Annotated in this window: 24 protein-coding genes; 9 read left to right on the forward strand and 15 right to left on the reverse strand. The window is 72.6% G+C overall.

Annotation, left to right across the window (positions count from 1 at the left end; genetic code table 11):
* Positions 1-14 precede the first annotated feature (14 nt).
* Both D0Z67_RS25655 and D0Z67_RS25660 read left to right on the forward strand, forming a co-directional pair.
* Positions 15-401, forward strand: a complete 387-nt coding sequence (locus tag D0Z67_RS25655; protein WP_158713893.1) for an STAS domain-containing protein — start codon at positions 15-17, stop codon at positions 399-401.
* Positions 398-2,596: a SpoIIE family protein phosphatase gene (locus tag D0Z67_RS25660; protein ID WP_051887705.1), complete on the forward strand. Its 2,199-nt coding sequence runs from the start codon at positions 398-400 to the stop codon at positions 2,594-2,596. The genes D0Z67_RS25655 and D0Z67_RS25660 overlap by 4 nt, the downstream gene beginning before the upstream one ends.
* A 1-nt stretch (position 2,597) precedes the next feature.
* On the opposite strand, the gene D0Z67_RS25665 is transcribed toward D0Z67_RS25660, so the two are convergent.
* The 3 genes from D0Z67_RS25665 to D0Z67_RS25675 are packed head-to-tail and all read right to left on the reverse strand — an operon-like array spanning position 2,598 to position 5,034.
* Positions 2,598-3,146 (reverse strand): cysteine hydrolase family protein, encoded by a 549-nt coding sequence (locus D0Z67_RS25665; protein ID WP_031181395.1) that lies wholly within the window; start codon positions 3,144-3,146, stop codon positions 2,598-2,600.
* Complete coding sequence (locus tag D0Z67_RS25670) at positions 3,143-4,558, reverse strand: MFS transporter (RefSeq protein ID WP_031181394.1); 1,416 nt, start codon at positions 4,556-4,558, stop codon at positions 3,143-3,145. The genes D0Z67_RS25665 and D0Z67_RS25670 overlap by 4 nt, the downstream gene beginning before the upstream one ends.
* A 20-nt stretch (positions 4,559-4,578) precedes the next feature.
* Positions 4,579-5,034 carry a MarR family winged helix-turn-helix transcriptional regulator gene (locus D0Z67_RS25675; protein WP_031181393.1) on the reverse strand — a complete coding sequence of 152 codons (456 nt, stop codon included), beginning with the start codon at positions 5,032-5,034 and terminating at the stop codon, positions 4,579-4,581.
* 100 nt (positions 5,035-5,134) lie between these two features.
* Here D0Z67_RS25675 and D0Z67_RS25680 point away from each other — a divergent pair, with 100 nt between their 5' ends.
* The gene (locus D0Z67_RS25680; protein WP_234312763.1) at positions 5,135-5,560 is read left to right on the forward strand and encodes an NUDIX hydrolase; all 426 of its coding nucleotides are present in this window, start codon (positions 5,135-5,137) and stop codon (positions 5,558-5,560) included.
* A 90-nt stretch (positions 5,561-5,650) separates the two neighbouring features.
* On the opposite strand, the gene D0Z67_RS25685 is transcribed toward D0Z67_RS25680, so the two are convergent.
* A complete protein-coding gene (locus tag D0Z67_RS25685) occupies positions 5,651-7,189 on the reverse strand; it encodes an AMP-binding protein (RefSeq protein ID WP_031181391.1) in 1,539 nt (512 codons plus the stop codon).
* A 249-nt stretch (positions 7,190-7,438) separates the two neighbouring features.
* A complete protein-coding gene (locus tag D0Z67_RS25690) occupies positions 7,439-8,116 on the reverse strand; it encodes a DUF1345 domain-containing protein (RefSeq protein ID WP_031181390.1) in 678 nt (225 codons plus the stop codon).
* A gap of 133 nt (positions 8,117-8,249) precedes the next feature.
* On the opposite strand from D0Z67_RS25690, the gene D0Z67_RS25695 reads away from it, so the two are divergent.
* Positions 8,250-8,567, forward strand: a complete 318-nt coding sequence (locus D0Z67_RS25695) for a hypothetical protein (protein ID WP_031181389.1) — start codon at positions 8,250-8,252, stop codon at positions 8,565-8,567.
* A 494-nt stretch (positions 8,568-9,061) separates the two neighbouring features.
* On the opposite strand, the gene D0Z67_RS25705 is transcribed toward D0Z67_RS25695, so the two are convergent.
* The 3 genes from D0Z67_RS25705 to D0Z67_RS25715 form a co-directional block, all read right to left on the reverse strand.
* Entirely contained in the window at positions 9,062-9,577 is a 516-nt protein-coding gene (locus D0Z67_RS25705; protein ID WP_031181388.1) for a DinB family protein, read from the reverse strand.
* 138 nt (positions 9,578-9,715) lie between these two features.
* A complete protein-coding gene (locus D0Z67_RS25710) occupies positions 9,716-10,150 on the reverse strand; it encodes a VOC family protein (RefSeq protein WP_031181387.1) in 435 nt (144 codons plus the stop codon).
* A 115-nt stretch (positions 10,151-10,265) separates the two neighbouring features.
* Positions 10,266-11,102 (reverse strand): alpha/beta fold hydrolase, encoded by an 837-nt coding sequence (locus D0Z67_RS25715; RefSeq protein WP_031181386.1) that lies wholly within the window; start codon positions 11,100-11,102, stop codon positions 10,266-10,268.
* A 121-nt stretch (positions 11,103-11,223) separates the two neighbouring features.
* Here D0Z67_RS25715 and D0Z67_RS29775 point away from each other — a divergent pair, with 121 nt between their 5' ends.
* Both D0Z67_RS29775 and D0Z67_RS25720 read left to right on the forward strand, forming a co-directional pair.
* On the forward strand, positions 11,224-11,361 hold the full coding sequence (locus tag D0Z67_RS29775) for a putative leader peptide (RefSeq protein ID WP_165507360.1): 138 nt from the start codon (positions 11,224-11,226) through the stop codon (positions 11,359-11,361).
* Positions 11,362-11,473: 112 nt separating this feature from the next.
* Positions 11,474-12,343, forward strand: a complete 870-nt coding sequence (locus tag D0Z67_RS25720; RefSeq protein WP_031181385.1) for a glutathione S-transferase C-terminal domain-containing protein — start codon at positions 11,474-11,476, stop codon at positions 12,341-12,343.
* On the opposite strand, the gene D0Z67_RS25725 is transcribed toward D0Z67_RS25720, so the two are convergent.
* From D0Z67_RS25725 to D0Z67_RS25745, 5 genes are all read right to left on the reverse strand, one after another.
* Complete coding sequence (locus tag D0Z67_RS25725) at positions 12,340-13,128, reverse strand: N-formylglutamate amidohydrolase (protein ID WP_031181384.1); 789 nt, start codon at positions 13,126-13,128, stop codon at positions 12,340-12,342. The two genes, D0Z67_RS25720 and D0Z67_RS25725, sit on opposite strands and share 4 nt — an antisense overlap.
* 15 nt (positions 13,129-13,143) lie before the next feature.
* Positions 13,144-14,295 (reverse strand): homoserine O-acetyltransferase MetX, encoded by a 1,152-nt coding sequence (metX, locus tag D0Z67_RS25730; RefSeq protein ID WP_078873325.1) that lies wholly within the window; start codon positions 14,293-14,295, stop codon positions 13,144-13,146.
* Positions 14,292-15,656 carry a bifunctional o-acetylhomoserine/o-acetylserine sulfhydrylase gene (locus D0Z67_RS25735; protein WP_078873323.1) on the reverse strand — a complete coding sequence of 455 codons (1,365 nt, stop codon included), beginning with the start codon at positions 15,654-15,656 and terminating at the stop codon, positions 14,292-14,294. Before D0Z67_RS25735 ends, metX begins: the two co-directional genes overlap by 4 nt.
* Positions 15,657-15,856: 200 nt before the next feature.
* Positions 15,857-18,076, reverse strand: a complete 2,220-nt coding sequence (locus D0Z67_RS25740; protein WP_031181381.1) for an NADP-dependent isocitrate dehydrogenase — start codon at positions 18,074-18,076, stop codon at positions 15,857-15,859.
* An 89-nt stretch (positions 18,077-18,165) separates the two neighbouring features.
* Positions 18,166-18,591, reverse strand: a complete 426-nt coding sequence (locus tag D0Z67_RS25745) for a DUF4186 domain-containing protein (protein WP_051887701.1) — start codon at positions 18,589-18,591, stop codon at positions 18,166-18,168.
* A 58-nt stretch (positions 18,592-18,649) separates the two neighbouring features.
* Here D0Z67_RS25745 and D0Z67_RS25750 point away from each other — a divergent pair, with 58 nt between their 5' ends.
* Complete coding sequence (locus tag D0Z67_RS25750; protein WP_031181379.1) at positions 18,650-19,306, forward strand: HD domain-containing protein; 657 nt, start codon at positions 18,650-18,652, stop codon at positions 19,304-19,306.
* A 42-nt stretch (positions 19,307-19,348) separates the two neighbouring features.
* Here the strand turns inward: D0Z67_RS25750 and D0Z67_RS25755 are convergent, their stop codons facing one another.
* Positions 19,349-20,434 carry a mechanosensitive ion channel family protein gene (locus tag D0Z67_RS25755; protein ID WP_031181378.1) on the reverse strand — a complete coding sequence of 362 codons (1,086 nt, stop codon included), beginning with the start codon at positions 20,432-20,434 and terminating at the stop codon, positions 19,349-19,351.
* Positions 20,435-20,688: 254 nt separating this feature from the next.
* Between D0Z67_RS25755 and D0Z67_RS25760 the strand changes: the two genes are divergently transcribed.
* Both D0Z67_RS25760 and D0Z67_RS29780 read left to right on the forward strand, forming a co-directional pair.
* Positions 20,689-21,012, forward strand: coding sequence for a hypothetical protein (locus tag D0Z67_RS25760; RefSeq protein ID WP_131589713.1), 324 nt, complete (start codon positions 20,689-20,691; stop codon positions 21,010-21,012).
* Between the two features lie 13 nt (positions 21,013-21,025).
* Positions 21,026-21,367, forward strand: coding sequence for a hypothetical protein (locus tag D0Z67_RS29780; RefSeq protein WP_158713892.1), 342 nt, complete (start codon positions 21,026-21,028; stop codon positions 21,365-21,367).
* Between the two features lie 24 nt (positions 21,368-21,391).
* Here the strand turns inward: D0Z67_RS29780 and D0Z67_RS25765 are convergent, their stop codons facing one another.
* Entirely contained in the window at positions 21,392-22,156 is a 765-nt protein-coding gene (locus D0Z67_RS25765; protein WP_031181376.1) for a crotonase/enoyl-CoA hydratase family protein, read from the reverse strand.
* Between the last annotated feature and the right edge of the window lies 1 nt (position 22,157).

A 22,157-nucleotide genomic window follows, 5' to 3' on the forward strand; every position in this document is an offset into this window, starting at 1 on the left:
TGAGGGTGTTCTCGGTGGATGTGAGGCAGCACGCGCTGGGCGTGCTGTTCGTGCTGTGCGGTGAACTGGACTTCGACAGCGTGGTGCAGCTGCACGAGGCTGCCGACGCCGAACTGGACGGATCGACGGGGAGGCTGCCGGTGGTGGTCGACTGCGCCGCCCTGACCTTCTGCGACTCCTCCGGGATCAGCGCCCTGCTCCGCATCTACCAGCGGCTCACCACCGAGCAGCGGAGCCTGCGCCTTGCGGCCGTACCCGCCTCGGTGTCACGTCTGTTCACCCTGACAGGTTTGGACCAGCTCTTCTCCGTGCACAAGGACGCCGCTGAGGCGCTTGCCGCAGGCTCGGACGGACGCGGCGCCGCCTCGGCGGTCCAACAGAATGAGGAGCGGAGCGCATGACGCGCGTATCAGGGCTGGACCAGCCCGAGCCAGGCCGGCCGGGCGGCGGCCAGGACGACGATCTGCGCGCGCTCTTCGGGCACTCGACGGCCGTCTTCGCCTCGCTCGCCGGACCGGCACACATGCTGGAGTCCGCGAACCCGGCGTTCTTCGCCGCGATCGGCGACACCGAGCGCTCCCGTACCGGGCTGCCGCTCGCCGAACTGATGCCGGAACTCGCCGAGCAGGGGCTCATCGGGCTGCTGGACCGGGTCTACCGCACCGGCCAGTCCGTCACCGGGCGGGACCGCCGCGTCGTGCTCGGCTCCGGCGCCGACGGCCGCGAGGCGTTCTTCGACTTCACCTACGAGCCCCGGCTCGACGCCGGCGGCAATGTGACCGGCGTTCGCGTCATCGGTGTCGAGACCACCCAGGTCAGACAGGCCCAGCGGCTCACGGCCGAGCAGGCGGCCCTGCTGGAGCAGATCGCCCGCCAGGCCCCGCTGGCCGACGTGCTGCACGGCATGGCGCGGGTCATCGAGGAACTCGCGCCCGAGGAGGTGCTGGTGTCGGTGCTGCTCGCCGACGCCGACGGCCGCCACCTGCGCCACGGCGCGGCCCCCAGCCTGCCCGACTTCTACAACCAGGCCATCGACGGCATCGCCGCCGGTGACGGCGTCGGCTCCTGCGGTACGGCCGCCCACCGGCGGCAGAGCGTGATCGTCTCCGACATCGCCACCCATCCGTACTGGGCCGACTTCCGTGAGCTGGCCGAGAAGGCCGGGCTCGCCGCCTGCTGGTCCACCCCGGTGCTGGCCTGCGACGGATCGCTGCTCGGCACCTTCGCCATGTACCACCGCACCCCCCGCTCGCCCCAGGACTACGACCTCGCGCTCGCCCGGATCTTCGCGGGCACCGCCGCCCTGGCCATCGAACGCCACCAGGCCGAGCAGGCACGACAGGCCGCCGAGGCCCGCGAGAAGGCAGCCCGCGCCGACCTCGCCTTCCTGCTGGACGCCAGCACCTCGCTCGCCCACGACCTGGACGCCACGCAGACCCTCCAGCGCCTCGCCGACGCCTGCGCCCCCGCGCTGGCCCCGCTGTGCGCGGTCGACGTGGTGGAGTCCGGCCGCGTACGCCGCACCGCGACGGCCGCCCCGGACGCCGGGCGCGCCGCGCTGCTGGCCTCCCACATCCCGGTGTACGACGCCGCCGACGACGCGGTGGCCCGGGTCCTGGCCTCCGGGGTCAGCGAGGTCGCCCGCCGTACGCCCACCGGGCCGGGGCCCTGGCACGACCTGGGCGTCACCGGCTATCTGTGCGTCCCGCTGCTCGACCGTGGCACCCCCTTCGGCACCATGACCCTGCTGAGCGTCGGCGACCACACCTTCGACGGGCACACGGTCGCGCTGGCCGAGGAACTCGCCCGCCGGGCCTCCGCCGCCGCCCGCAACGCCCGCCAGTACACCCACCGGGTCACCCTCGCCCGCGACCTCCAGGCCGGGCTCCTGCTGCCCGGCGTCCCCGAGGTGCCGGGCGCCGACGTGGCCACGTACTACCACCCCGCCGGTGAGGGACTCGACATCGGCGGCGACTTCTACGACGTCTTCCCGCTGCGGGACGGCCGGTGGGCGTTCATGCTCGGCGACGTGTGCGGCCGGGGCGCCACCGCCGCGACCACCACCGCCCTGGTACGGCACACCGCCCGCGCCGTCGCCCCGCTGCTGTCCGGCCCGCAGGCCGTGGTCGAGGCCGTCAACCGGGCGCTGTGCGACCGCCCCGGCAGCCACGGCACCGGCTTCGTCACGCTCGTCTACGGGCAGTTCACCCCGACCGCGACGGGCCTGGACATCGAGCTGATCCGGGCCGGACACACCGCGCCCCTCGTGGTCGACGCGGCGCACACCGTGCGCGCCGTCGACGCCTCCGGGCTCCTCCTGGGCGTGGCCCCGGACCCGCACGTCAGCCCGCGTCGGCTGCAACTGCGCCCGAACGAGAGCCTGTTGCTCTACACCGACGGTCTCACCGAGGCCCGCGCCCCGGACGGCGAGCAGTTCGGCGACGTACGCGTGGCGCAGGCCCTGGCGGGGTCACCGCGCCCGCCCGCCGCCGGAAGCCTGATCGACTCGCTGACCGACGCCGTACGCGTCTTCACGGGCGGCCACGACATCGACGACGACCAGGCGGTGCTGGTCCTGACCGCCACCGGCGAGTAGGTCAGGACAGGCCGGCGATCCAGTCGTCCACGGTGGTGACCTCCGCCTGGCGGGGGAAGACCTTCTCGGTCAGCACCCGGTGGACCTCGGGGTCGGCGTCGCCGCAGCCGTCGGCCAGCACGGTCAGGCGGTAGTCGAGGTCGGCCGCCTGGCGCAGCGTGGACAGCACGACACCGCTGGTGGCGAGGCCGGTGAGCACCAGATGGCCGATGCCGCCGCCGCGCAGCACGAGGTCGAGGTCGCTGCCGGTGAAGGCGCTGACGCGCTTCTTGGTGACGATGCTCTCGCCGGGCTCCGGCGCCACGTCGGGGTGGATGGCGGCTCCCGGATCGCCTTCGGTGAAGGCGCCCTCGGGCAGCCCGCTGAACATGGGGCTGGACCTGGTCTCGGGGTGGCCGGGGCGGAAGCCCACGACGACGTACACCACCGGGACCCCGGCGGCGCGGGCGGCGGCGACCGCGCGGGCGAGGCGCGGGGTGTACCCGGGGTCGGGCACGCGCTCGGTGATGGCCTGCTGGACGTCCATCACGAGCAGGGCGGGCTTGGTCACGTCTGGTCCTCACGGGTTCGTTCGGGTGCGGGTTCGCCGCGGGTGACGCCGAGGCCGCGCAGGGAGCGGTCGGCGACGGTCACGGCGAGGAAGAGGGCGCTGACGGCGAGCATCAGCCAGGCGAGGTGGTGCAGTCCGCCGGTGTCGGCGCGCTGCCCGAAGAGGGCACCGCTCGCGGCGGAGGCGACGATCGCGCCGAGGTAGCCGAAGGTGCGCAGCAGCCCGGCCGAGGAGCCCATGCGCTCGGGATCGGCCTGGTGGAAGACGGAGTTCTGCAGCGCGAGGCTGTTCAGGCCCTGCGGCACACCGAGGACGAGCACGACGGCCAGCAGCGTCCACACCGGGCTCGCGTCGGTCAGCGTCAGCAGCAGCGCGCACGCGGCGAGCTGGCCGGCCGCGCCCACCAGGAGCTTGGCGCGGATCGCCTGTCGGCGCCCGGTGATGGTCGAGACCACCAACGCGGTCGCGAACAGCGGGAGTTGGACCAGCCCCGCCTGCGAGGCCGACAGCCCCCGGCCCTGCTCCAGCCACTGGGTGTACCCGTACAGGAAGGCGTAGCTGACGATGTACGCGAGCAGCGCGCGGGTGTAGGTGGCCAGCAGGGGGAGGTTGCCGCTCAGGACGCGCAGGTCGATGAAGGGCTGCGGGGTCCGCAGCTCCCGCCGGGCGAAGGCCGCCGACGCGAGCACGGTCAGCACCGGCAGGTACCAGTGGGCGGCGCCGGGTTCCATCAGGAAGAGGAGCAGGCAGACCAGGGCGGCGGCGAAGAGGCCCATGCCGGGCAGGTCCAGTGCGGCCGGCGGGTGCCGGTCGTCGGTGCGGGGTGCCGGCGGGGTGACGGGGAGTCGGCGGGCGCCGAGGTACAGGCCGACCAGGGCGAGCGGGATGTTGACGGCGAGGGTGGCGCGCCACCCACCGACCCCGATCAGCAGTCCGCCGAGACTGGGGCCGATCACGGCGACGGTCTGGGTGGTGACCGCGAGCGCGGTGAGCACGCCCGTCGGGCTCTCCTGGCCGGTGCGCCGTGCCTCGCTGCGGATCAGGTACATGGCGGCCGGATAGCCGGAACAGGTGCCGAAGCCGAGCAGTACCCGGGCGGCGATGAGCACGCCGAGGTCGGGGGCGAGCATCCCCACGACGCCGGCGACACCGGTGAGCGCGGTGCCCACCAGGAAGAGCTTGCGCGGCCCGAAGAGGTCGATCAGCCGCCCCACCACCGGCTGGCCGATGGACGTGGCCAGATACAGGGCGGAGACCAGCCAGGCGGTCTGCGCGGGCGGCGCCCCGAAGGCGGCGCCGATCGGCACCAGGGAGACCGAGAGGACGGAGGAGTTGACCGGGTTGAGTACGGAGCCCAGCATCATCGGGGCGAGCAGGCGCCGGTCGAAGCCGTCGCTCTTCTTCGCCCGCATGGGCAGCAGTTGGCGCAGGGTCACGAGCGGACGACCCGGTCCAGTATGGCCGCGGCCTCCAGCAGGGTCCGGCGCTCGGCCTCCGTGCACTGGTCCTCCAGCGCCCGGGTCAGCCAGCCCTCCCCGGCCCGCCTGCGGTCCTCCAGGAAGGCGTGCCCGCTGTCGGTGACGAACACCAGCTGACGCCGCCCGTCGGAGGGGTCCGGCCGCCGGGACACCAGCGCGCGCTCCTCCAGTACGGCGACGGTCGCGGCCACAGACTGGTGCCGGACCCGCTCGGCGGCGGCCAGGTCGCTGACCGACGCCTCCCCGTCCTTGTCCAGCCGGCTCAGCACCGACGTCTGCGACGGGGTGAGGTCTCCGGGGTCGTAGCTCTCCCGCATCCGCCGCCGCAGCCGGCTGAACACCACGCGGAACTCGTGCGCGGCGCGTACGGCGGATTCGGACACACCGGTGGTGTCGGCGATCTCGGTCATGTGTACAGGCTAACGTGCGCAGTTCAGACTGCGCAATTGTGCCTGGGTTCCTGGTCGAAGCCGAGCGGCTGCCAAGATCAGATGTATGGAGCAACAAAATGTGACCGCAGCCGCGCCGAGCCTCGACGAGCACGGTCGTCTGGTCGTCGCGGCCGCCGTGATCGTCAGGGAGGGGCGTCTCCTGGTCGTGAGCAAGCAGGCGGCCCCCGACGTCTTCTACCTCCCCGGCGGGAAGCCCGACGCGGGCGAGGAGCCCATGCAGGCGCTGGTGCGCGAGCTGGACGAGGAACTGGGTGTCGTGCCGCTGGAGCCGCGCTTCCTGGCGGAGGTCGAGGCCGTCGCCGCCCTGGAGGGAGTGCCCATGGCGATGACGGTCTTCACGGCACGCATCGACCAGGACCCGCGCCCCGCCGCGGAGTTGGCGGACACACGGTGGACGACCGGTCGCGAGGACGGCCTGCGGCTGGCCCCCGCGGTACGCGACCACGTACTGCCCCTGCTGCGCGAGAGCGGCGTCCTGGCCTGACGTCCGCAGGCCGGGGAGTACGCCCGGCCCGCACGCCACCGACGCGGGGGCCGTTCCGGGCGGTGTTCCGGAACGGCCCCTCGGGTCGGGTCAGGGCGTCGCGCGACGGCGGAGCTCCTTCTTGTCGGGCTTGCCGACGTCGGTGAGGGGGAGGGCGACCGGGAAGGTGATGCGGGCCGGCTCGTACATCGCGCCGCGCTCCGCCCGTACCAGCGCGCGGAGGTCTTCGGCGGTCGTGGTGGCGCCGGGGGCGAGGAGCACGGCGGCGTGCACGCGCTCCATGCGGTCCTCGTCGCGGACGCCGAAGACGGCGCTCTGGAGCACGTCCGGGTGGGTGTTGAGCAGGTCCTCCAGCTCGGTGGTGTACACATGGCCGCCGACCACGACGATCATGTCCTTGAGCCGGTCGACCACGGTGAGGTAGCCCGCGTCGTCGAGGAAGCCGACGTCACCGGTGTGCAGCCAGCCGTCCTGGAGCACCTCGGCGGTGAGCCGGGGCTGCTTCCAGTAGCCCTGCATGACCATGGCGGAGCGGACGCAGATCTCGCCGTGCTCGCCGTTCGGCAGGACGTTGCCCTCCGGGTCCCGGATCTCCACGTCCACGCTCGGCAGGACCTTCCCGGCGGTACGCAGCAGCGCGGGGTCGTCCGGGTCGTGGTCCTGCTGCGGCAGCACGCTGATGATCCCGCCCTCGTTCTGCCCGTACCCCTGCATCAGCACCGGGCCGAGGCGGCGTACGGCGTCGGCGATGCGGGTGGGGGAGGACTGGCAGCCGCCGTAGAGGACCTGGCGCAGGGACGAGGTGTCGGTGTGCGCCATGTCGGGGTGGTCGAGCAACTGGTAGAGCAGGGGCGGCAGTAGCCACATGTGGGAGATGCGCTCCCGCTCGACGGTACGCAGCACCTCGGCCGGGTCGAAGTCGTCCAGCAGCACCACCGTGCCGCCGGTCTCCAGCACCGCGTCGGCGAGCATCCCGGCCGCGTGGGCGATGGTCGTGGCGACCAACTGCCGGTGCTCGCCGGTCTCTTCACCGGTGACCGGACGCGCGGAACGGGTCTCCTGCACCTGGCGGAAGGTCGTGCAGATGCCCTTGGGGTGGCCGGTGGTGCCGCCGGTGTGGCGGATGCCGCAGATGTCGTCGGGCTCGGCCCGGCTGGGGAACGGCTCGGCGGACTGCCCGGCGGCCAGCTCCAGCAGGTCGTCCGCGCTGTCCCAAGGGCCCAGCGTCAGCACGGACTTGACCGGCACCGACGCGGTGATCTCGGCGGCCCGGTCGGCCAGCCTGGGGTCGACCACCAGGGCCCGTGTCTCCACGTCGGCGACGATCGCGGCCTGCACCTCGGCGGAGAGCTTGCTGTACAGGTGGTTGACCTGAGCGCCGATCAGGTTCGCGGCGTAGCGCACGGCCATCGCCTCGGGCAGGTTGCCGCTGAGCAGGGTGACGGTCTGGCCGCGCTCGATCCCCTGGGCCTGCATGGCCCACGCCATCCGGTGCACCAGCTCGCGGAACTCCCCTGCGGACAGCCGGTGTTCACCGTGTACGAGGGCCTCGCGTCCGGGGTTCTCCCGCAGGGCGTCAAGGATGTCCTCGACGGGGTTGCGGAAGCGTGGGGCTGCGACGTCGGGCATGGGGGTCCTCCTGGGCCGGGGCGTGCGGGGGCCCGGCCGGTTGTTGCGGTTCTGCTGTGGGGAGACGGGAAGGCACCCGAATAAAGGTTGCCTAGACCAACCAAGTCGACTCTAGGGCGACCGTGGGGACAGCGCCAACTTCGCTGCCGCGAACGTCGACAATCGGCCGATTCGGCTAGGTCAATCGGCCAATCTCGACGCCGTGCGGTCGCGCTGACCAGCGGCGACGGCGGTCCGGCGCAGGGGTGTTCAGCCCGCCGTCAGCGCGGAGACCAGGCTCGCCACCGTCACGGTGTTGAACACGAACGCGATGACCGAGTTCGCCGACACGGTGCGCCGCATCGGCCGGGAGGTCACGCTCACGTCGGTCGCGCCGAAGGTCGTCATGACCGACAGCGCGAAGTACATGTAGTCGCCCCAGAGCGGGGAGTCGTGGCCGGGGAAGTCCAGTGCGCCGTCCCCCTCCACGATGTCGTCGGCCTGGAAGGTGACCGCGAAGGAAACCGCGACGCACACCCAGGCGACGGCGACCAGGGCCAGCGCCACCAACACGCGGGGGATCGCGGGGAACGTCGTACCGAGGTGACCCGGCAGCCACACCACCGCGACCGCCAGCGCGGCCGCCGCGATGAACAGCGACACCCCCGGGCCGGGCGCGGTGCCGATGACGTACCGCTGGAGCACCGTGCCCCGGCTGTCCCGCTCGGCCCAGGAGCGGATGCGCTCGGGGGAGGCGGTGGAGAACGCGCCCAGGGTGAGCGCGAGATAGGGCAGCAGGTAGGCGAACAGCGACAGTACGCCGATGTCCCCGGCCGACAGCCGCACCGCGTGATCCGTCACCACGAGCAGCGTCAGCACCGCCACGGTGCAGGCCGCGACGAGCACGCTCGCCGAGGAGCGGTGCCGTTCGGAGAGCCAGTGATGCACCGGAAGCCCCTCTGTTCGCGGTCGTGATGGTCACCTCGGGTGACGATAGGGGCTGGGGAGGCTTCGCCCGTGGAGCCGCGACGGGGCCGTGAGGCGGGTGATCTCCCGCGCCCCAGTCCGCGATACTCCTCGCATGCCGACCCCGACAGCTCCGGTGATCCTCTTCGACGACGACCACTACATGTACGTCCTGAGGGACCAGGCGTACGCCGAAGCCTGGTGGGAGGAGCCCGACGAGTTCACCCACGGCTTCGACGCCCTGGCCCGCCCCTTGTCCATGACGGGCACCCCCCACGCCGTCCGCCTGACCCTGACCGGCGAAGCCCCGAACGAGCCCGAGCTGCGCCGCCTGGTCGCCGCCCACTACGGCCGCCACCTCCGCGAGCAGACGCCGCCACAGGCCGCCGCGCTGGCGGAGTTCGTCGCGGCACTGCCTCGCGAAGGGCGCTGAGCCGGCGCGGCGGGAGGGGGCCGGCGCCACCCCATGGCGGGCAGAGGTGTTACTGGCCGGGCTCAGTGGATACCCGAGGGGTGATCACGAGCCCGATGGTCGGGTTCCCGGGTGCGGAAGGGGTGTCGACGTGGCCCTTGTCTCCTACGCTCCGCCGGGCAGCGCGGCGCACGGGCGGGTTCTCTTCGGTGCCGGTCTCGTTCTGCTGCCTTGGTTCGGGTATCTCGCGGGGGCGTTGCCGCCCGCCGACGCGGCTGCCTGGGTCGCGCTCGACGCGCTGGAGGCGGCTGCCCTGCTCACCGCCGGGGGGCGGCTGTTGCGGCGGGATTCCCGGTATCGGGCGCCCGCTGCCGCGGCGGCGGTACTTCTTCTTGCCGACGCCTGTGTCGACGTGGCCACCGCTCCGTCCGGGTCGGCGCTGTTGGTCGCCGTGGTCATGGCGGTGGTCGCGGAACTGCCGCTGGCGGGGCTGTGTGCGGTGCTGGCCTGGCGTCCTACACCCCGGTCCGTCCGTCGAGGAGTTCGCGTACGACGTCCAGGTGGCCGTTGTGCCGGGACGTCTCCTCGATGAGGTGGAGGAGGACCCAGCGGAGGTCGACGTGGCGGCCGTCGCGGATGGGGCGCTTGGCGGTGGTGTCCAGGTCGTGCTCGGCGACCAGGCGGCGGTAACGCGCGCTCTGGGACTCGTAGTCGGCGAGGAGCCGGGGCAGCGGGACGTCGACCGCCGTGCGCATCTCGGGGTCGGGGTCCTCGTCGGTGGCCTCGGCGAGGGGGCCAGTGGGGTCCTCGCCCAGGAACATCACCTCAAGCCAGTGGTGCTCGACCCAGCGCAGGTGGCTGATCAGGCCGCACAGGGTCATCAGGGGGGAGCCGGGGAGCGGGGCCCGGCGGGCGTCGTCGGGGGAGACGCCCTCGCACTTGGCTCGCGCCGTGTCGCGGGCGTAGTCGAGAAACGTGATCAGTTGCGTGCGCTCGTCCCAGGCGGGAGGCGTGTCGGTCTGCCGAGTCATCGGCCGAGTCTCCCGTGGCCCGCAAGCGGTGTCGACCGAATTGCCGGTGTGCCACAGCGGCGCCGACCCCATGCCAGTGGTCCTCGGCAGCCACTGGCGGCCCCCTGCCACCTCCGCGACCCGAGAGGCCCGAGATCCTCAGTCGAGGCAGAACTCGTTGCCCTCGATGTCCTGCATCACGACGCACGACTCGTTCTCGCCATCGGCGCGCATCGTGCGCACGTGCACCGCGCCGAGCGCGACCAGCCGTGCGCACTCGGCTTCGAGCGTGGCCAGGCGCTCCTCACCCACGAGCCCGGTACCGGCCCGCACGTCGAGATGCAGCCGGTTCTTGACGACCTTCCCTTCAGGGACGCGCTGGAAGAGCAGGCGCGGACCCGCACCCGAGGGATCACTGCACGCGAAGTAGACCACCTGATCCTCGGGCGGCAGCGAGCGGTGGTAGTCCTCCCAGGTGGCGAACCCCGCCGGGACCGGAGGCACGACGTACCCCAGCACCTCGCACCAGAAGCCGGCCAGACGCGCGGGGTCCGCGCAGTCGAAGGTCACTTGGAACTGCTTGATCGTTGACATCGGCGCACGATAGCAAGGGCTTTGCTCATCTCCCGGACGCCGAAGCGTGGTAGGTCCCTTTCCTCGGCGGAAACGCCCTGCTGTTCGCTGGACTCCTCCTCGCCCTCGCCCGGCGTCACGCGTTCCAGAACGACGTCAACGCCTCGATCACCGCCTCCGGTTCGTACACGTTCGGCGAGTGCCCGCCGCCCATGATCTCCGTGTAGCGGGCCCCCAACTCCCTTGCCATCGCCGCCGCTTCACGCTCCGGCCAGGTGTCCTCCGGGGTGCCGAAGACGACCGACAGGGGGATGCCGGAGTCGCGCAGCGCCTCGCTGCGGTCCGGCTCGGTGATCATCCGCTCGGCGGCCAGGCGCAGGGCCTCGGGGGCGTTGCGGGCCCAGCGGTCCGAGAGGAAGGCGAGCACCTCCTCGGAGACCCCGCCGTCCTGCGGGCGGAGGAACGGCCACAGCTCCAGGACCGGGGTCGTGCGCAGGGCGTCCAGCAGGAGTTCCAGACGCTCCCGCGTCGGCTCGGAGACGGCCGCCGGGCCGAAGTTCAGCAGGGTCAGTGAGGCCCAAGTGGTGTGAGCGGAAGGAGAGTTCAGTACTGCCAGGCGGGACACCAGCCCGCCGTACGAGTGCCCCACCAGATGCACCGGACCGCCCAGCACCCCCGCCAACGCGACCACGTCCGCCGCCAGTCCCTCGGGCGCGTACGACGGGTTCTCCGACGCCGGGCCCGTCTCGTACTGCCCCCGCTGGTCGATGGCGACGACCCGGTAGCCCGCCTCGGCCAGGCCGGGCAGCAGCGGCAGGAAGTCCTCCTTGCTGCCGTTGAAGCCCGGCACCAGCAGGGCCGTACCGCGCGGGGCCGGGGGCGCGGCCGTGAACGCGGCGAAGGTCCCCCTGCCGGTGTCCAGGCGCACGCTCCGGACGCTGTCGGGGCGGGCGATCGAGAGGATCTGGCTCATAGGGGTGATGGTACGTAAGGCCCCGACGCGGGGCCGGACCGGACCGGACCCCCTCTTGACGTGGCGTCCGGCGCGGGCCGACACTCCAAGTCGGGGAAGTCCAGCGAACAGGTGGGGACGCATGACGCGCCTGGAGACGGTGACCGGCCGCAGCGGCCGCACGCCGTCGCGCGCCCCCCTCCTCAAGGCCCCGCTCCTCACCTCCCGCCTGCACATCGACCTCCTGCGCGTGTGCAGCGCCATCGGACCGCGCCTCTGACCTGGGCCTCAGCCCGCCACGAGCGCTTTTCCCGGTAACTCCTCGCCCACTCAGCCGCCGCTGTTCCCGCAGGCGCGCCCGCGCGCGCCCTCGCCCCTGGGGAGACGTACGTATGCCCATCACCGCGCCGACCGCCCTTCCGACCGTCCGGCACAGCTCCGCCTTCCGGGGACGGCTCGGGCAGGACGCCCGCAGCGGCCACTACGCCGTGCCGCACCGCTACCGGCTGCACCTCTCCACCGCCGACCCCGACGGACTGCGCCTCGCCATCGGCCACAGCCTGCTCGGTCTCGACGCGAGCTGTCCGGTCACCCTGCTCCCCGCCGTCCCCGACGCCCCGGACGGCAGCCACACCGCGCTCCGCCCGCTCTACGAGGCCAGCGCGCACCGCTACTCAGGACCCGCGCCCGCCCCCGTGCTCAGCGACGCCTGGTCCGGACGCATCGTCAGCACCCACGCGCCGGACATCCTGCGCGACCTCGACCTCTTCCCGCGCGCCGGCGGCGACCCGCTGCGGCCCTGCGGCTGGGAGTCCACCGTCGACGCCGTGGAACGGCTCTGCGCCGAGGGCATCGAACAGGCCGCGCAGCGCGCGGGCCGCGCCGACGAGGACCCGGCCGGGCGGGCCGCCGCGCTGGAGGTGCTCCTCGACACCCTGTCCCGGCTGGAGCGCCGGCTGGCCGAGGATGAGTACCTGGCCGGGGGCCGGCTCACCGCCGCCGACATCGACCTCTGGGTCTCCCTGGTCCAGCTCGACACCGTGCACCGCTGCCACCTCGACGCCTCCGCCGTGCATCGGATCACCGGCTTCACCGCCCTGTGGTCCTACGCCCGCCGCCTCGCCGCCCACCCCGCCTTCGGCACCCACCTCGACCTCGACGGCATCGCCCGCCGCCACCACGGCCACTGCCAGGGCCTCGAAGCCGCGGGCGCCGCCGTCCAGATCCTCGACTGGGCGGCCCACGCCGCGAAGCAGGGTTAACCCACCGCGTCCACCAGAACGGCCAGCGCGGCCGCCAGTTGCTCCAGGCCCGGGCCGGGCGGGCCGCCGGGCTCGGTCATGTACGTGTCCCGGCGGATCTCCACCATCAGCGCGCTCACCCGCCGCTCCCGGCCGTAGTGCGCGAGGGGTACGTAGGTCCCGCTGAACGGGCTGTCCAGGCCCGTCTTCCCGTACGGCGAGAACGCCGACCGGGCGGCCGCCGTCAGGCCCGGTGGGGTGTGGAAGGCGTCGGTGCCCAGGCACACCGCCGGGCGCGGGCCCTCGCCGTGCAGCTCGTACGGGAGCGGGCGGGACGGGTAGGAGTGGACGTCGATCACCACGGCCCGTCCGGTCGCGGCCAGCCGCTCCGACACCGCCTCGGTGAGCGCGCGGGCGTACGGCTCGAAGTACTTCTCGATCAGCGGGACTTGGTCGGTGTCCTCGGCCCGCAGCGGCTCCCGGTGCGTGGTCCGGGTGTACACGGCGCCCATGCCCACCGCGCGCATCTCCTCCCGCTCGTCCGGGAACCGCTCGGGGTCCACCACCAGCCGGGACAGCCGGTTCACGAACCGCCAGGGGCGCATTCCCGCCAACTCGGATGCACGAAGGGCAAGTTCGGCCGTATGCGCGTCCGTGATGTGGTCCAGCTCCCGCTCCAGCGCGGTGTCGTCGAGCAGCAGTCCCGCCCGCACCTCCTCCGGGACCGTCCGCGCGGAATGCGGTACGTGCAGCAGGACCGGCGACGCGGGGTCACCCGGCAGCAGCTCGAACGAGGGCTCGGACACATCGGCTCCCTGGGATCAGCGCAGCAACTCGGCCACCAGTCTGCCAACCTGCTCCGTCTCGATCAGGAACCCGTCGTGCCCGTAGGGCGATTCGACCACCCGCACCCCGTCCGCAGACGGGATCAGCGCGGCCAACTCCCGCTGCTGGGACAGCGGATAGAGCCGGTCGGAGTCCACCCCGGCCACCAGCGCCGGCGCCCGCACCCCGGCCAGCGCCGAGCGGGCACCGCCCCTCCCGCGCCCCACGTCGTGCGCGTTCATCGCCTCGGTCAGCACCACGTAACTCCCCGCGTCGAAGCGGCGGACGAGCTTCTCGGCATGATGGTCCAGGTACGAGCCCACCTGGTACCGGCCCCCGTGCCACGGGTCCTCCCCGCCCTGCGGAGCCCGGCCGAACCGGGTCTGCAACTCCGCCTCGGCGCGGTAGGTCACATGGGCCAGACGGCGGGCCAGACCCAGTCCGTCCACCGGGCCGCGCCCGGTGGAGTGGTAGTCGCCTCCCCGCCAGTGCGGGTCGGCGCGGATTGCTCCCAACTGGATGCCCGCCCAGGCGATCTGCTCGGCGCTCGCCGAGGCTGTCGTGGCCAGCAGCAGGAGCGCGCCGACCCGCTCCGGGTACGACACCGCCCACTCCATCGCCCGCATCCCGCCCATCGAGCCGCCGGCGACCAGCGCCCACCGTTCGATGCCGAGCGCGTCCGCGAGCCCCGCCTCCGCCGCCACTTGGTCCCGCTGGGTCAGGAACGGGAACGCCCCGCCCCAGGCCCGGTCGGTGCCCGGCCGGGGAGAGGCCGGGCCGGTGCTGCCCTGACAGCCGCCGAGCACGTTCGGTGCGACGACGAACCAGCGGTCGGTGTCCAGCGCCCGGCCCGGACCGACCAGCGCGTCCCACCAGCCGGGCGTGGGATGCCCCGGACCGGCCGGACCGGAGACATGGCTGTCGCCGGTCAGCGCGTGCAGCACCAGCACCGCGTTGGACCGGTCCGGCGCGAGCCGCCCCCAGGTCTCGAACGCCAGCCGTAAGCCCGGCAGTTCACCGCCCGCCTCCAGCCGCAGCGGCGTACCGGAGCTGTGCCACCGGCGTCGCCCGGCGGGGTCCCCGTCCCGCCAGGCGCCGGTGACCGGCGGGCGCGGCGGGGCGGGGCGGGCGCGCGGAACGGTGCTCAGGAGGCGCCCTTGGCCGCGCGGAACCCGGCCTCAAGGTCCGCCTTCAGGTCGTCCAGGTTCTCGATGCCCACCGACAGCCTGACCAGCCCCGGCGCGGTACCAGTCGCCGTCAGCTGCTCCTCGTCCAGCTGGCTGTGGGTCGTGGACGCGGGGTGGATGATCAGGCTGCGTACGTCACCGATGTTGGCGAGGTGGCTGAACAGCTCCACCGCGTCCACGAACCGCTTGCCCGCCTCCACCCCGTCCCGCAGCTCGAAGGAGACGATCGCGCCGGAGCCGCGCGGGAGGTACTTCCGCCCCGCCTCGTACCACTTGCTGGACGCGAGCCCCGGATAGTGGACGGCGGCCACCTCGTCCCGGCCCTGAAGCCACTCGGCCAGGGCCAGCGCGTTGGCGGAGTGCCGTTCCAGGCGCAGGCTCAGCGTCTCCACGCCCTGGAGCAGCAGGAACGCCGAATGCGGGGAGAGCGCCGGGCCCAGGTCGCGCAGCAGTTGCACCCGCAGCTTGACCGCGTAGGCGCCCGGACCGAGCGCCGGCCAGTACCGCAGACCGTGGTAGCTGGGGTCGGGCTCGGAGAAGTCCGGGAACCGCTCGGGGTGGGCGCCGAAGTCGAAGGTGCCGCCGTCCACCACCACACCGGCGATGGCGGTGCCGTGCCCGCCGAGGAACTTGGTCGCGGAGTGCACCACGATGTCCGCGCCGTGCTCGATGGGCCGCAGCAGATACGGGGTCGGCACCGTGTTGTCCACGATCAGCGGCACGCCCGCGTCGTGCGCCACGTCCGCGACCGCCCGTACGTCGAGCACGTTGCCGCGCGGATTGCCCAGCGTCTCCGCGAAGAGCGCCTTGGTGTTCGGCCGGATCGCCGCCCGCCACGCCTGCGCGTCGTCCGGGTCGTCCACGAACGACACCTCGATGCCCAGCCGCGGCAGGGTGTGCCGGAACAGGTTGTACGTGCCGCCGTACAGGGAGGCACTGGAGACGATGTGGTCGCCCGCGCCAGCCAGGGTCAGCAGGGCGAGCGTCTCGGCGGCCTGTCCCGAGGCCAGCGCCACGGCGGCGACCCCGCCCTCCAGGGCGGCGATCCGCTGCTCGAAAACGTCCTGCGTCGGGTTGTGTATACGGGTGTAGATGTTGCCGGGCTCGGCGAGCGAGAACAGGTCGGCGGCGTGCTGGGTGTCCTGGAAGACGAAGGACGTGGTCTGGTAGATCGGCGTGGCCCGCGCCCCGGTCGTGGGGTCGGGTGCCGCGCCGGCGTGGATCTGCCGGGTCTCGAAGGACCAGGCCGAGGTGTCGGGTCCGGCGGGCGGCTCGTCCGGGGTGTGTCCTGCGGTGACCGAGTCGATGGGCTGGCTGCTCATGGTGCTCCTCGTGCGGTGCGGGCGCGGTCCGGGCACGAGACAAGCACGGCGGGACAGCCCCGGACAGCCCGGCACGAACCCCGCCATGAGGACTTCATGTACGCCACATCCCCGCAACACCGCCGCAGCACAGCGCGGTGACGACCGTGCCCCGGCCGGAGGAGTCCGGCCGGGGCACGCGCGTACGGCTAGCGCACGGGTCAGCTCAGCGAGCCGAGCGCCGCGTTCCAGGTGGCCGACGGGCGCATGACCGCGTCCGCCTTGGCCTTCTCCGGCTGGTAGTAGCCGCCGATGTCGGCCGGGGAGCCCTGCACCGCGAGCAGCTCGTCCACGATCTTCTGCTCGTCGGCCGCGAGGGCCTCGGCGAACGGGGCGAACGCCTTCGCCAGGTCGGCGTCGTCGGTCTGCTGGGCCAGCTCCTGCGCCCAGTACAGGGAGAGGAAGAAGTGGCTGCCGCGGTTGTCGATGCCGCCGACGCGACGGGTCGGGGACTTGTCCTCGTTGAGGAAGGTCGCCGTGGCGCGGTCCAGGGTGTCGGCGAGGACCTTGGCGCGGGTGTTGCCGGTGGCCTCGGCGTACTGCTCGAAGGCGGGGACCAGGGCGAAGAACTCGCCGAGGGAGTCCCAGCGCAGGTAGTTCTCCTTGACGAGCTGCTGGACGTGCTTGGGGGCCGAGCCGCCCGCGCCCGTCTCGAACAGGCCGCCGCCCGCCATCAGCGGGACGACCGACAGCATCTTGGCGCTGGTGCCCAGCTCCAGGATCGGGAAGAGGTCGGTCAGGTAGTCACGCAGCACGTTGCCGGTCACCGAGATGGTGTTCTCGCCGCGGCGGATGCGCTCCACCGACAGCTTGGCGGCCTCGACCGGCGGCAGGACGCGGATGTCCAGGCCCTCGGTGTCGTGCTCGGTGAGGTACTGGTTGACCTTGGCGATCAGGTTGGCGTCGTGCGCGCGGGTCTCGTCCAGCCAGAAGATCGCCGGGTCGCCGGTGGCGCGGGCGCGGGTGACGGCCAGCTTGACCCAGTCGCGGATCGGGTCGTCCTTGGTCTGGCAGGCGCGGAAGATGTCACCCTCGGCGACCGGCTGCTCGATGAGCACGTTGCCGTCGGCGTCGGTCACGCGGACCGTGCCCGCGGTGGCGACCTCGAAGGTCTTGTCGTGCGAGCCGTACTCCTCGGCCTTCTGCGCCATCAGGCCGACGTTGGGGACCGTGCCCATGGTGGACGGGTCGTAGGCGCCGTTGGCGCGGCAGTCCTCGATGACGGCCTGGTAGACACCGGCGTAGGAGGAGTCCGGGATCACCGCGAGGGTGTCGTGCTCCTCGCCGTCCGGGCCCCACATGTGGCCGGAGGTGCGGATCATCGCGGGCATGGAGGCGTCCACGATGACGTCCGAGGGGACGTGCAGGTTGGTGATGCCCTTGTCAGAGTCGACCATGGCGAGCGCGGGCCCCTCGGCCAGCTCGGCGTCGAAGGACGCCTTGATCTCGGCGCCCTCCGGCAGGCCCTCCAGGCCCTTGTAGATGCCGCCGAGGCCGTCGTTGGGGGACAGGCCGGCCGACTTAAGGGTCTGGCCGTACTTGGCGAAGGTCTTCGGGAAGAAGGCGCGCACCACGTGGCCGAAGACGATCGGGTCGGAGACCTTCATCATCGTGGCCTTGAGGTGCACGGAGAACAGGACGCCCTCCTCCTTCGCGCGGGCGACCTGCGCGGCGAGGAACTGCTCCAGCTCGGCGACGTGCATGACGGAGGCGTCGACGACCTCGTCCTTGCGGACCGGTACCGACTCGCGCAGCACGGTGGTGGTGCCGTCCTCGGCGACCAGCTCGATACGGAGCGTGCCGTCCTCGGCGATGACCGTGGACTTCTCGGTGGAGCGGAAGTCGTTCTCACCCATGGTGGCCACGTTGGTCTTGGACTCGGGGGTCCAGGCGCCCATGCGGTGCGGGTGGTTCTTGGCGTAGTTCTTCACCGAGGCGGGGGCGCGGCGGTCGGAGTTGCCCTCACGCAGGACCGGGTTCACGGCGGAACCCTTGATCTTGTCGTAGCGTGCGCGGACCTCGCGCTCCTCGTCGGTCTTCGGGTCCTCGGGGTAGTCCGGCAGCGCGTAGCCCTTGGCCTGCAGCTCGGCGACAGCGGCCTTGAGCTGCGGGATCGAGGCCGAGATGTTCGGCAGCTTGACGATGTTCGCGGCCGGCGTCTTGGCCAGGTCGCCCAGCTCGGCGAGCGCGTCCGGGATGCGCTGGTCCTCGTTCAGGTACTCCGGGAAGACGGCGATGATGCGCCCGGCCAGCGAGATGTCGCGGGTCTCCACGGGGACCCCGGCCTGCGCGGCGTACGCCTGGATCACCGGCAGGAACGAATGGGTCGCCAGGGCCGGCGCTTCGTCCGTGTAGGTGTAGATGATGGTCGAGTCAGTCACCGGGTGCTCCGCTCCACGTCTGCAACATTGCTCGACATCAAGATATCTCGTGACCGGGTCCGGTTCGACAGGGGTCCGGTGCCGGCCGCTCAGCGCGCGCCGCCGGTCATCTCCCGCTCGATCCAGCGACAGATCACCTCCACCACGTAGACATGCTCGGCGCGGGTCAGGTCCCGGCCCCTGGGGATGCCGTGGTCGCGCAGCAGACAGGTGCGGCAGCACGTGCCGGTGGCGTGCTGGGCGACGAAGACGGGGTGGCCCCGGTACGGGGTCTGCTTGCCGTCCTTGTACGGCTGCGCGGGGGCGAGCCGCCCGGCGATCAGGTCGTAGGCGTGCCAGCGGATGGTGGCCGGGCCCTTCAGCCCGGCGGTGACCCGGTCGCGTCCGCGCAGGTGGAACCTGGCCCGGAACGGCTGCCGGGTGATCGAGTCGAGCCGCGCGTCCAGCGCCGCGGGGGAGGGCGGGGTGAAGGGCTCGGGCTCGGATCTCGGCTCGGGATCACGGTGAGAAGTCATACTATTTCGAGCTTAGCCCGGTGGCGTGAGCCCCGTCCGGGCGTGCCACGATGAGCCGGTGAGTGACGAACCCAGGAACCTGCTCGTGGACCGGACGCCCCTGCCCGACGGGATCGAGGAGCGGCTGCGGGCCCAGCTCACCTTCCTGGTGGAGGTGGACCGGCTCAAGACCGTGCTCCGTCAGTCGCCGCTCGCCGCGGCGGACCGCCGGGAGAACGACGCCGAGCACTCCTGGCACCTGGCCATGATGGTCGCGCTCCTCGCCGAGCACTCCGACGAGCCCATCGACGTCGGCCGCACCGTCGAGCTGGTGCTGGTGCACGATCTGGTGGAGATCTACGCCGGGGACACCCCGCTGTACGACAGCGCGGGCGGCGCCGGGCAGCTGGAGCGGGAGGCGGTCGCGGCCGACGACCTCTTCGGGCTGCTCCCGGACGACCAGGCCCGGCGGATGCGGGCGCTGTGGGACGAGTTCGAGGAACGCGCCACCCCCGAGGCCCGGTTCGCCAAGGCCATGGACCGGCTCCAGCCGCTGCTGCTCAACTGGATGGCCCGTGGCGGCACATGGCGCACCCCCGGCGTCACCGCCGACGACGTACGGGCCCGCAAGGCGGTGATCGGGGACGCCTCCGCCTCCCTGTGGACGGCTGGCCGGCACCTCATCGACGAGGGGGAGCGGCGGGGCTGGTCGCGGAGCGCGCCGGATCAGGACTGAAGAAGGTGGCGGCGCCCCCGGCCGGGAGCGCCGCCACCGTGCTCACTGCTCCGACGGTGCCGTCATGTCGTCGGCCGTGCGCTGGTGCGGTATCAGCACCGAGCCCTGCTGGAGCGCGACCGTGCGGGTCGGGGCCGGGATGCGGATGCCCTCCTCGCGGTAGCGGCGGTGCAGGCGCTTGATGAACTCGTGCTTGATCCGGAACTGGTCGCTGAACTCGCCCACGCCCAGGATGATCGTGAACCCGATCCGGGAGTCCCCGAAGGTGTGGAAGCGGATCGCCGCCTCGTGCTCCGGGACGGCACCGGTGATCTCGGTCATCACCTCGTCGACGACTTCCGCCGTCACCCGCTCCACGTGCTCCAGGTCCGAGTCGTAGCTCACCCCCGCCTGCACCAGCACCGTCAACTCCTGTTCGGGGCGGGTGAAGTTGGTCATGTTGGTCTTGGCGAGCTGGCCGTTGGGGATGACCACCAGGTTGTTGGAGAGCTGACGCACGGTCGTCTGACGCCAGTTGATGTCGACGACGTACCCCTCTTCGCCGCTGCTCAGCCGGATGTAGTCGCCGGGCTGCACGGTCTTGGAGGCGAGGATGTGGATGCCGGCGAAGAGGTTGGCCAGGGTGTCCTGGAGCGCCAGCGCGACCGCGAGACCGCCGACGCCCAGGGCGGTGAGCAGCGGGGCGATCGAGATGCCGAGGGTCTGGAGCACCACCAGGAAGCCGATGGCCAGCACCAGGACCCGGGTGATGTTGACGAAGATGGTCGCCGAGCCCGCCACGCCCGAGCGGGACTGGGTGACGCTCTGCACCAGGCCCGCGATCACCCGCGCCGCCGACAGCGTCACCACGAGGATCAGCCAGACCTGGAGGGACTGGCTGACGTGGTGCCGCACGGTACGGGTCATCGGCAGCAGGGCCGCGCCCGCCGCGATGCCGCCCGCTATCGCGGCCCACGGCACGACGGAGCGCAGCGCGTCCACGATGACGTCGTCGCCGCTCCACCGGGTCCGCTTGGCGTGCTTGGCCAGCCAGCGCAGCACCGTCCGCGACAGGAAGGCCAGCACCAGCCCGGCGGCCAGCGCGATACCGGCGAGGACCAGGTCGTCCAGGGTCGGGGTGCGGTTCACCGGGCGCCTCCCGCGGCCGGAACGACGGTGTGGAGCCTGCTGTGAAGTCGCGTCACGTTGTCACCTGTTCGCTGTCCGGGGGTGCGCGCGTGCCCGCCGTACGAAGGTGCGGCGAAGGGCACGTGCCGTCATCCTGCCGCATCCGCGCGGCTCCGAAATGCCGCGCGGACACTCGGTGTGGTACTTCGCTTTTTCTGACATGTCGTCATTTACACTTTCGCTCGTCACTCAGCGTGAGGATAAATATGAGAAGCGTGACTCAAGCGCTGCGCGGTCCGCGGCGTCCCTTCGTGCTCGGTGCCGCGCTGACGATTGCGCTCGTCGTGCAGTCGGCCGTCATCGTCGAACAGCACCTCCAGATCCAGGGCTTGCAGACGCAGTCCGTCGACTTCCAGGAGGGCCTGGAGCCGGGGCCGCCCGGTCCTTCCGGCCCGCCCGGTCCCACCGGCCCCGCCGGCCCCATCGGGCCGGCCGGGAAGGACGGGACGGACGGCGCGGACGGTGCGGCCGGCCCGCCCGGCAAGGACGGCAAGGACGGGAAGGACGGCAAGGACGCCGTCGCCCCGCCGGCGAGCTAGCGTGAGGATCGATGTGAGAAGCGTGAAAGAGGCGTGGCGCGGTTCACCGCGCCGCATGGCGGCCGGCGCGGCGGTGACCGTCGTGGTGGTCGCGCAGGCGGTCCTGCTCGTCGCCCACCAGCAGCAGCTCGACGCGATGCGGATGCAGCGGGTCGGTCTCGAGGACGGCGGCAGCGGCACCCACCAGGGGCCGCCCGGTCCGCCCGGCCCCTCGGGCCCGTCCGGCGACCCCGGCCCCACCGGGCCCACGGGCCGGCCGGGGGAGCACGGCGACGACGGCGACGACGGCCGCCGTGGCCCCTGGGGGAGGAGGGGACGCGACGGCAGGGACGGCATCGTCATCACCTACAAGTGACGCCATCCTGAAGGCGGGAGGCGGTCACGGCTCGTCGAACGCCCCGTGCCGCCCCGCACCCCCGGCGAACCGGGCCGCGCCCTCCGACGCCTTCGCCAGCACCGCTCGCCCGTGCCGGAGTTCACGGCCCATCGCCTCCTCCTCGCGCAGTCCTTCCTGGTCGAGAACCGAGGCCCGGTCGGAGCGCAGGCAGTCCTGGGGGAAGCGGGCGATGGCCGCCGCCAGTTCCTCCGCCTCGGCGCGGGCACGGCCGGACGGGACGACGCGGTCCGCGAGGCCGATGGCGTGGGCCTCGGCGGCCGGGACCGGGCGGCCGGTGAGGATCATGTCCATGGCCCGGCCGGTGCCGATCAGCCGGGGCAGCCGCACCGTACCGCCGTCGATCAGCGGTACGCCCCAGCGCCGGCAGAAGACGCCGAACACCGCGTCCTCCTCCGCCACCCGGAGGTCGCACCACAGGGCCAGCTCCAGACCGCCCGCCACGGCGTGCCCGGCCACGGCCGCGATCACCGGCTTGGACAGCCGCATCCGGGTCGGCCCCATCGGGCCGTCGCCGTCCGGTGCGACCCGGTTGCCGCGCCCGGTGCCGATCGCCTTCAGGTCGGCGCCCGCGCAGAACGTGCCGCCCTCACCCCACAGCACCGCCACGCGCGCCTGCTCGTCCTCCTCGAACGCCCGGAAGGCGGCGGCCAGTTCGGCCGCCGTCGGACCGTCGACCGCGTTGCGCGCCTGCGGGCGCGACAGGACGACCGTCGTCACCTGACCCCGCGACTCCACCCGAACCGGCACC

It is taken from the genome of Streptomyces seoulensis, assembly GCF_004328625.1.
GTDB lineage: Bacteria > Actinomycetota > Actinomycetes > Streptomycetales > Streptomycetaceae > Streptomyces > Streptomyces seoulensis.

Excerpts from the sequence above, each read along its gene's own strand:
- D0Z67_RS25660 (WP_051887705.1), top strand. The coding sequence starts at position 398 with ATGACGCGCGTATCAGGGCTGGACCAGCCCGAGCCAGGCCGGCCGGGC.
- D0Z67_RS25670 (WP_031181394.1), bottom strand. The coding sequence starts at position 4,558 with ATGCGGGCGAAGAAGAGCGACGGCTTCGACCGGCGCCTGCTCGCCCCG.
- D0Z67_RS25675 (WP_031181393.1), bottom strand. The coding sequence starts at position 5,034 with ATGACCGAGATCGCCGACACCACCGGTGTGTCCGAATCCGCCGTACGC.
- D0Z67_RS25685 (WP_031181391.1), bottom strand. The coding sequence starts at position 7,189 with ATGCCCGACGTCGCAGCCCCACGCTTCCGCAACCCCGTCGAGGACATC.
- D0Z67_RS25695 (WP_031181389.1), top strand. The coding sequence starts at position 8,250 with ATGCCGACCCCGACAGCTCCGGTGATCCTCTTCGACGACGACCACTAC.
- D0Z67_RS25705 (WP_031181388.1), bottom strand. The coding sequence starts at position 9,577 with ATGACTCGGCAGACCGACACGCCTCCCGCCTGGGACGAGCGCACGCAA.
- D0Z67_RS25710 (WP_031181387.1), bottom strand. The coding sequence starts at position 10,150 with ATGTCAACGATCAAGCAGTTCCAAGTGACCTTCGACTGCGCGGACCCC.
- D0Z67_RS25715 (WP_031181386.1), bottom strand. The coding sequence starts at position 11,102 with ATGAGCCAGATCCTCTCGATCGCCCGCCCCGACAGCGTCCGGAGCGTG.
- D0Z67_RS29775 (WP_165507360.1), top strand. The coding sequence starts at position 11,224 with ATGACGCGCCTGGAGACGGTGACCGGCCGCAGCGGCCGCACGCCGTCG.
- D0Z67_RS25720 (WP_031181385.1), top strand. The coding sequence starts at position 11,474 with ATGCCCATCACCGCGCCGACCGCCCTTCCGACCGTCCGGCACAGCTCC.
- D0Z67_RS25735 (WP_078873323.1), bottom strand. The coding sequence starts at position 15,656 with ATGAGCAGCCAGCCCATCGACTCGGTCACCGCAGGACACACCCCGGAC.
- D0Z67_RS25745 (WP_051887701.1), bottom strand. The coding sequence starts at position 18,591 with ATGACTTCTCACCGTGATCCCGAGCCGAGATCCGAGCCCGAGCCCTTC.